Source organism: uncultured Thiodictyon sp. (assembly GCA_903837595.1).
Classification (GTDB): Bacteria; Pseudomonadota; Gammaproteobacteria; order Chromatiales; family Chromatiaceae; genus Thiodictyon.
In genome coordinates this window covers 1-5,643 of the sequence record CAILVI010000484.1, presented here as the reverse complement: position 1 = coordinate 5,643, position 5,643 = coordinate 1, and the positions used below count along the sequence as shown (strand labels likewise).

General features: G+C 68.2%; 5 protein-coding genes. All 5 read left to right on the top strand.

Translation table 11 applies throughout. The features are described 5' to 3' along the window. Positions 1–630, top strand: a 630-nt coding sequence (locus QZY44_RS29100) for a corrinoid protein (protein WP_295456136.1), incomplete at its 5' end; no start/stop codon positions are given. Beyond that, positions 627–1,712: a uroporphyrinogen decarboxylase family protein gene (locus tag QZY44_RS29095; protein ID WP_295456135.1), complete on the top strand. Its 1,086-nt coding sequence runs from the start codon at positions 627–629 to the stop codon at positions 1,710–1,712. The genes QZY44_RS29100 and QZY44_RS29095, both read left to right, overlap by 4 nt. Further along, complete coding sequence (locus tag QZY44_RS29090; RefSeq protein ID WP_295456134.1) at positions 1,709–2,800, top strand: uroporphyrinogen decarboxylase family protein; 1,092 nt, start codon at positions 1,709–1,711, stop codon at positions 2,798–2,800. Before QZY44_RS29095 ends, QZY44_RS29090 begins: the two co-directional genes overlap by 4 nt. After that, complete coding sequence (locus QZY44_RS29085) at positions 2,797–3,828, top strand: uroporphyrinogen decarboxylase family protein (protein ID WP_295456133.1); 1,032 nt, start codon at positions 2,797–2,799, stop codon at positions 3,826–3,828. Before QZY44_RS29090 ends, QZY44_RS29085 begins: the two co-directional genes overlap by 4 nt. After that, positions 3,828–5,525 (top strand): ASKHA domain-containing protein, encoded by a 1,698-nt coding sequence (locus QZY44_RS29080; protein WP_295456132.1) that lies wholly within the window; start codon positions 3,828–3,830, stop codon positions 5,523–5,525. Before QZY44_RS29085 ends, QZY44_RS29080 begins: the two co-directional genes overlap by 1 nt. Positions 5,526–5,643: the final 118 nt, after the last annotated feature.

Below are 5,643 nucleotides of genomic sequence, written 5' to 3'. Positions count from 1 at the left end.
AGCACCGACCGACGCGACCAGTGTCCCATCAAGGCGGCTATGCAAGCCGATGTCGACGACGGGTCATTGACCTGGATGGGCGTATGGCAGGGCTCGATTTGGGCCACCGGAATTTTCTGGGGTTTGGGCTTACACCCCCATGAAGAGGAATATTTCGTCCCGGAGATCCTCATCGCCGCGGACGCGATGTACGCGGGCCTGGACATCCTGCGGCCGTTCATCAAGAACCACGACGCGGGTCCGGTGCGCCGGGTGGTGATCGGCGTGGTCCAGGGCGACACCCATGATATCGGCAAGAACCTGGTGCGCATCATGCTCGAGGCCGCCGGCTTCGAGGTGCACGACCTCGGGCGCGATGTGCCGGCCGCGCGCTTCGTCGACCGGGCGATCGAGGTCGAGGCCGACATCATTGCGTTGTCCACCCTGATGACGACGACCATGGAGCAGATGGCCGAGGTGATCCGTATTCTTGACGCGCGCAAGGTCCGCAGTCGCTTCAAGGTGATCGTCGGCGGCTCCCCGCTGTCGCAGAAGTTCTCCGACCGCATCGGCGCTGACGGCTACGCGCCCAAGGCGGCGGCGGCCGTACAACTGGCCAAGCGGCTGATCGGACTGGAGTTGGCAGCATGAGTGCACACCAGATCAAGAACCTGCGGCCGGACGAGCTGACCTCGCTGGAGCGTATCGGGCTGGCCCTGCAATATCAGAAACCGGACCGGGTGCCGGCCGCGCCGCTGGTGTGCGGTGCCTCCTGCCGCGTGCTCGGCATCTCCTATGACCGCTGGTCGCAGGACCCACAGGCTGCCACCGCGAGCCTGCTGGCCGCCCAGGAGTTGATCGGCTTCGACGGTTTCCTGACCCTGGTCGACCTGTCGGTCGAGGCGGAGGACTTCGGGCAGGAGGTCATCTTCCCGGAGCGCAGCACGGCCCTGCCCAATTTTGACAACCCCTTTATCCGGAATGCGGATGAGTACGCCAAGGTCAAGACCATCGATCCCCGCCAGGCGCGCCGCATGCGCATGGTGACTGAGGTGGTGCGGGGGCTGGTCGCCGCGCGCGGCCAGGATCTCGCGGTGATGGGCTTCGTCTATGGACCGCTCGGGGTGCTGTCGCAGATCCGCGGTCATGCGGAGCTCTTCAAGGACATCATCCGCCACCCGGACCGGGTGCTGGAGGCGGTGGAGACCATCAATGGGGTGCTGATCGAATACGCCTTGGAGCAGGTCCGGGCCGGCGCCCATGCCATCGTACTCGACCCGCTCTATTCCTCGGCCAGCATTCTGCGCAAAGAGACCTGGGTCCGATTCGAGGGTGTCTTTATGACGACCCTGGCCAATGCGATCCGCGACGCGGGTGGTACCGTGGTGGTGCACAACTGCGGCGGCGGTGTCTATTTCGACGCGGTCATGGAGCTGATCAATCCGGTGGCGATTTCGCACGCCTATCCGGCCCACGGCTCGCCGGACTGGGAGGATCATGCCGCCAAGTGGTCGCGCAAGGTGGTCAGTATCGGGGTGGCGGACCCGGCGAAGCTCGGTCATGAGTTCAACCAGGACGAGGTGTTGGAGGATTGCCGCCGACAGATCGAGACCTTCAGCGTGGCGGATGGCGGTTTCATCCTGTCCAGCGGCTGTGAGTTTCCGCCCAATGGCAACCTGCTGAGTGCGGCGACCATGGTGAAGGCCGCCCGGCTCTTTGGTCAGTACCGATGAACGCCCGCAGCGGACCCGCGGTGCTGGACCGGCGCACCCGCCTGCTGCGTGCCCTCACCCGGGCCACGGTCGATCGCGCACCGGTCATCTGCACCGGCGGCAACATGAGCGCGGCCCCGGCCGCGGTCGTGCGTCTGTCCGGATTTTCCTTGCCGCAGGCGCACACCGACCCGTTGGCGATGGCGGGGCTCGCGCTCGCCGCCGCCCGTCTGACCGGTTTCGAGTCGGTGGGCGTGCCGCTGTGCACCACGGTCGAGGCCGAGGTGTTTGGCGCGCCCGTGCTGCTGGGTGATGAGGTCACCGAGGCACGGGTGACGAAGGAGCCCTCTCCCGATTGCGACGCGGTGCCGCGCCTTGCGGTTGCGGAGCGCCTGCGGTTGGGCCGGGTGCAGACCAGCGTCGCGGCGGTGCGCGAACTGGCGCGGACCGCCGGGGACCTGCCCATCATCGCCAATCTCATCGGCCCGGTCAGCGTGGCGGCGTCGGTGGTCGAGCCGCTGGCCTTCTATCGCGAACTGATCCAGAACCCCTTGGCGGCGCAGGACCTGGTGGCACACATCAATGAGTTTCTGATCGCCTGGGCGGGCGAGTTGGTGGCGGCCGGGGCCGATGCCGTCGCCATCCACGAGGACTCGGCGACCCCGGCGCTGATCGGTCCGCGGGTGTTCGAGCGCATCACGCTGCCCGCGCTCGAGACCCTGATCACCGCCATCCAGGGGTGCGGCGCCCCGGTGCTGCTGCACATGTGCGGTGCCCTGGGCCGCGCCGAGGGACTCGTTGCGCGCCTGCGCTGCAAGCCCTTCATCCCGGACGCCTCCCTTGGTGTCGCCGAGCTGCGTGAACGCCTGCCGCACCTGGCGATCGTCGGCAACTTAAGTACCTTCCTGCTGCACCTGGGCGAGCGTGAGCAGATTGCCGATATCGCCGCCCGCCTGATCCGCGACGGGGTGGATTGCCTGGCGCCGACCTGCGGCATGTCGAGCCTCACGCCGCTGGCCAACATCCGCGCCATGACCGGCGCCGTCACCGGTGCCCACACCGGCGCCGTGAGCCGGCCTGGGCCAGCGATTCAGGAGTGTTTTCGATGAGCACGATGGCACCGCGCGAGCGCCTGGAGCGTGTCCTCTCCGGCCGGTCGGTCGACCGCCCGCCCGTGATCTGCCCCGGCGGCATGATGAATGCCGCCGTCGTCGAGGCCATGGACGATCAGGCCACCGCGCTCCCGGCCGCCCACGCCAGCCCCGTGGCCATGGCCGCCCTGGCGGAACGGGTGCAGGCACTGACCGGCTTCGAGAACCTCGGGGTACCCTTCTGCATGACGGTCGAGCCCGAGGTGTTCGGCAGCGCAATCGACATGGGCACCCGCTCCTGTGAACCGAAGATCGCGCAGGAGGCCTTCGCCTCCTGTACCCAGGTGCAATTCGGCGATCCCCGGCGGTTGGTGCAGCAGGGGCGGCTCGGGACCGTGATCGAGGCCGCCCATCATCTGAGGCGGCGCAATGCGGACGTGCCGGTGGTGGCCAGTATCTCCGGCCCCATCAGCACGGCGGCCTCGGTGGTCTCGCCGCTCGCCTTCATGAAGGAGCTGCGCACCAACCCGCAGGCCGCACACCAAGTGCTCGACTATGTCACGCGGCTGCTCATCGAGTATGCGCGCGAGGTGGCGGCCAACGGCGCCGACGTGATCACCATCGGCGACCCGACGGCGACCAGCGAGATCCTGGGTCCGATCGCCTTCCGCAACTATGCGGTGCGCTACCTGAACCAACTCTGCGACGCGATCCACGCGAGCGGCACGCCTGTGATCATACACATCTGCGGCAACATGACCCGCAGCCGCGAGCAGTTGGCCGAACTGCACGCCGACGCCATCAGTACCGATGCCATGATCGACCTGCGTGCGCTCAAGGCCGACTTCCCGGGGCTCACCACCATGGGCAATCTGAGCACCTCGCTCCTGGAGTTCGGCGACAGCGACAAGGTGTCGCGCAACACGGCCCGGCTGCTGCGCGACGGGATCGACATCATCTCTCCGGCCTGCGGCCTGAGCACCTCGACCTCGCTTGAGAACATCCGCGCCCTGACGGGGACGGTCCAGCACGCGGGGCAGGTCTGATGGCGCTCGTCGAATTCAGACCGCTCGGCGTCAGTGTGGACGTGCCGCACGGCAGTTCACTGCTGGATGCGGCGCGCCGCGCCCGGGTGCGACTGGAGGCACCCTGTAATGGCGGCGGCACCTGCGGTAAGTGCCGGGTCCGCCTCGATCCGGCGTCGCGCCCGCAGGCACGGATCATCGGCCGGCACGAACTGAGCGCGGCGGACCTGGAGTCCGGCTGGATCCTGCTGTGCAGCACCCTGGTGGAGGGCGATCTGGCCGTCGACCTGCCGGGTAGCAGCGAGCGCGGGCTGCGTATCCTGGAGGATGGCCGCAGCGCCGAACTGCCGCTCGCCCCCTGGGTAACCAAGCGGTACGACCCGGCGCGCCACCGCACCGAGTTGAGCGCCGGTGAGCGCCTGCTGGGCAGCGAGGACGGCGACACCGCGGCCCGCACCTGGGGGGTGGCGGTGGACATCGGCACCACGACGCTCGTGGTGTCGCTGATCGATCTGTGCACCGGCTCGGCGACCGGCTCCGCCTCGGCGCTCAATCCGCAGGCCGTGCACGCGCAGGATGTGCTCTCCCGCGTCCATCTGGGCTCGACTGAGGCCGGCCTTGAGACCCTGCACGGCGAACTGATGGGTGAGATCGACCGCCTGATCGGCGTGCTGGCCGGCGAGGCGCGGGTGCCGCGGCGCCGCATCTATGAGGTGGTGGTGGCCGGTAATACCTGCATGCTCCACCTGGCCGCACGGGTGAATCCAGAACCGCTCGGTCGCTATCCCTATACGCCGACCCTCAGCGGCGACGATTACCGGCCCGCCGCCGCGTTGGGCCTGTCGGTGTCGCGCCATGGCCAGGTCTATTTCCCGCCGGTCGTTTCCGGCTTTGTCGGCGCCGATATCAGCGCCGGCATCCTCTCGACCGGGCTCGCCGCGACCCCAGGCCTGACGCTGTTCGTCGACATCGGGACCAATGGCGAGATGGTCCTGGCGCGCGACGGGGTGTTGCAGGCGACCTCCACCGCGGCCGGTCCGGCCTTCGAGGGCATGAATATCGCCTGCGGGATGCGTGCCGCCCGCGGCGCCATTGAGCGCTGCGCCATCGTCGACGGCGAGCTTCAGCTGGAAACGATCGAGGACGCGCAAGCGGTCGGCCTGTGCGGCAGCGGCCTGCTGGACGCGGTGGCGGCGCTGGTTACCGCGGGCGTGATCGAGGGCTCCGGGCGCTTCACCCGCAACCTGGCGTTACTGCCGCCGGGACTGAGTGAACGGCTCAGTCGCCGTGACGACAAGCCCGTGTTTGCGCTGACGGATCAGGTGTACCTGACGCAACGCGACATCCGCCAGGTCCAGTTGGCCAAGGCGGCGGTGCGGGCCGGGATCGACACCCTGCTCAAGCGCAACGGGGTCGACGCCGCCGCGGTGGATCGCGCACTGATCGCCGGTTCATTCGGCTACCACCTGACCACCCGCAGCCTGGTCGACATCGGGCTCTTCCCGGCCGCGTTCGATGGCAAGGTGGAATACGTCGGCAACACCGCCCGCACCGGCGCCGAGACGCTGCTGACCAACGGCGCCGCGCGTGCCAGCCTGGCCGAACAGGTCGCGCGCGTCGAGTCGGTCGAGTTGGCCAATGATCCGCAGTTCAGTGACGGGTTCATCGCGGCCATGGCCTTTCCCCCACTGCGCCGGGACGCTGGTGGCCTCTCGTGACACCGCTGCGGAGACTGGGCCAGTATTCGCAGACACCAAACCCCGCCGCGCCTGGGAGCGCCGACATTCTGTCGGCCAACCGCCCCAGGCGGTTCGCGATTAATCGCAAAGCGTCGTT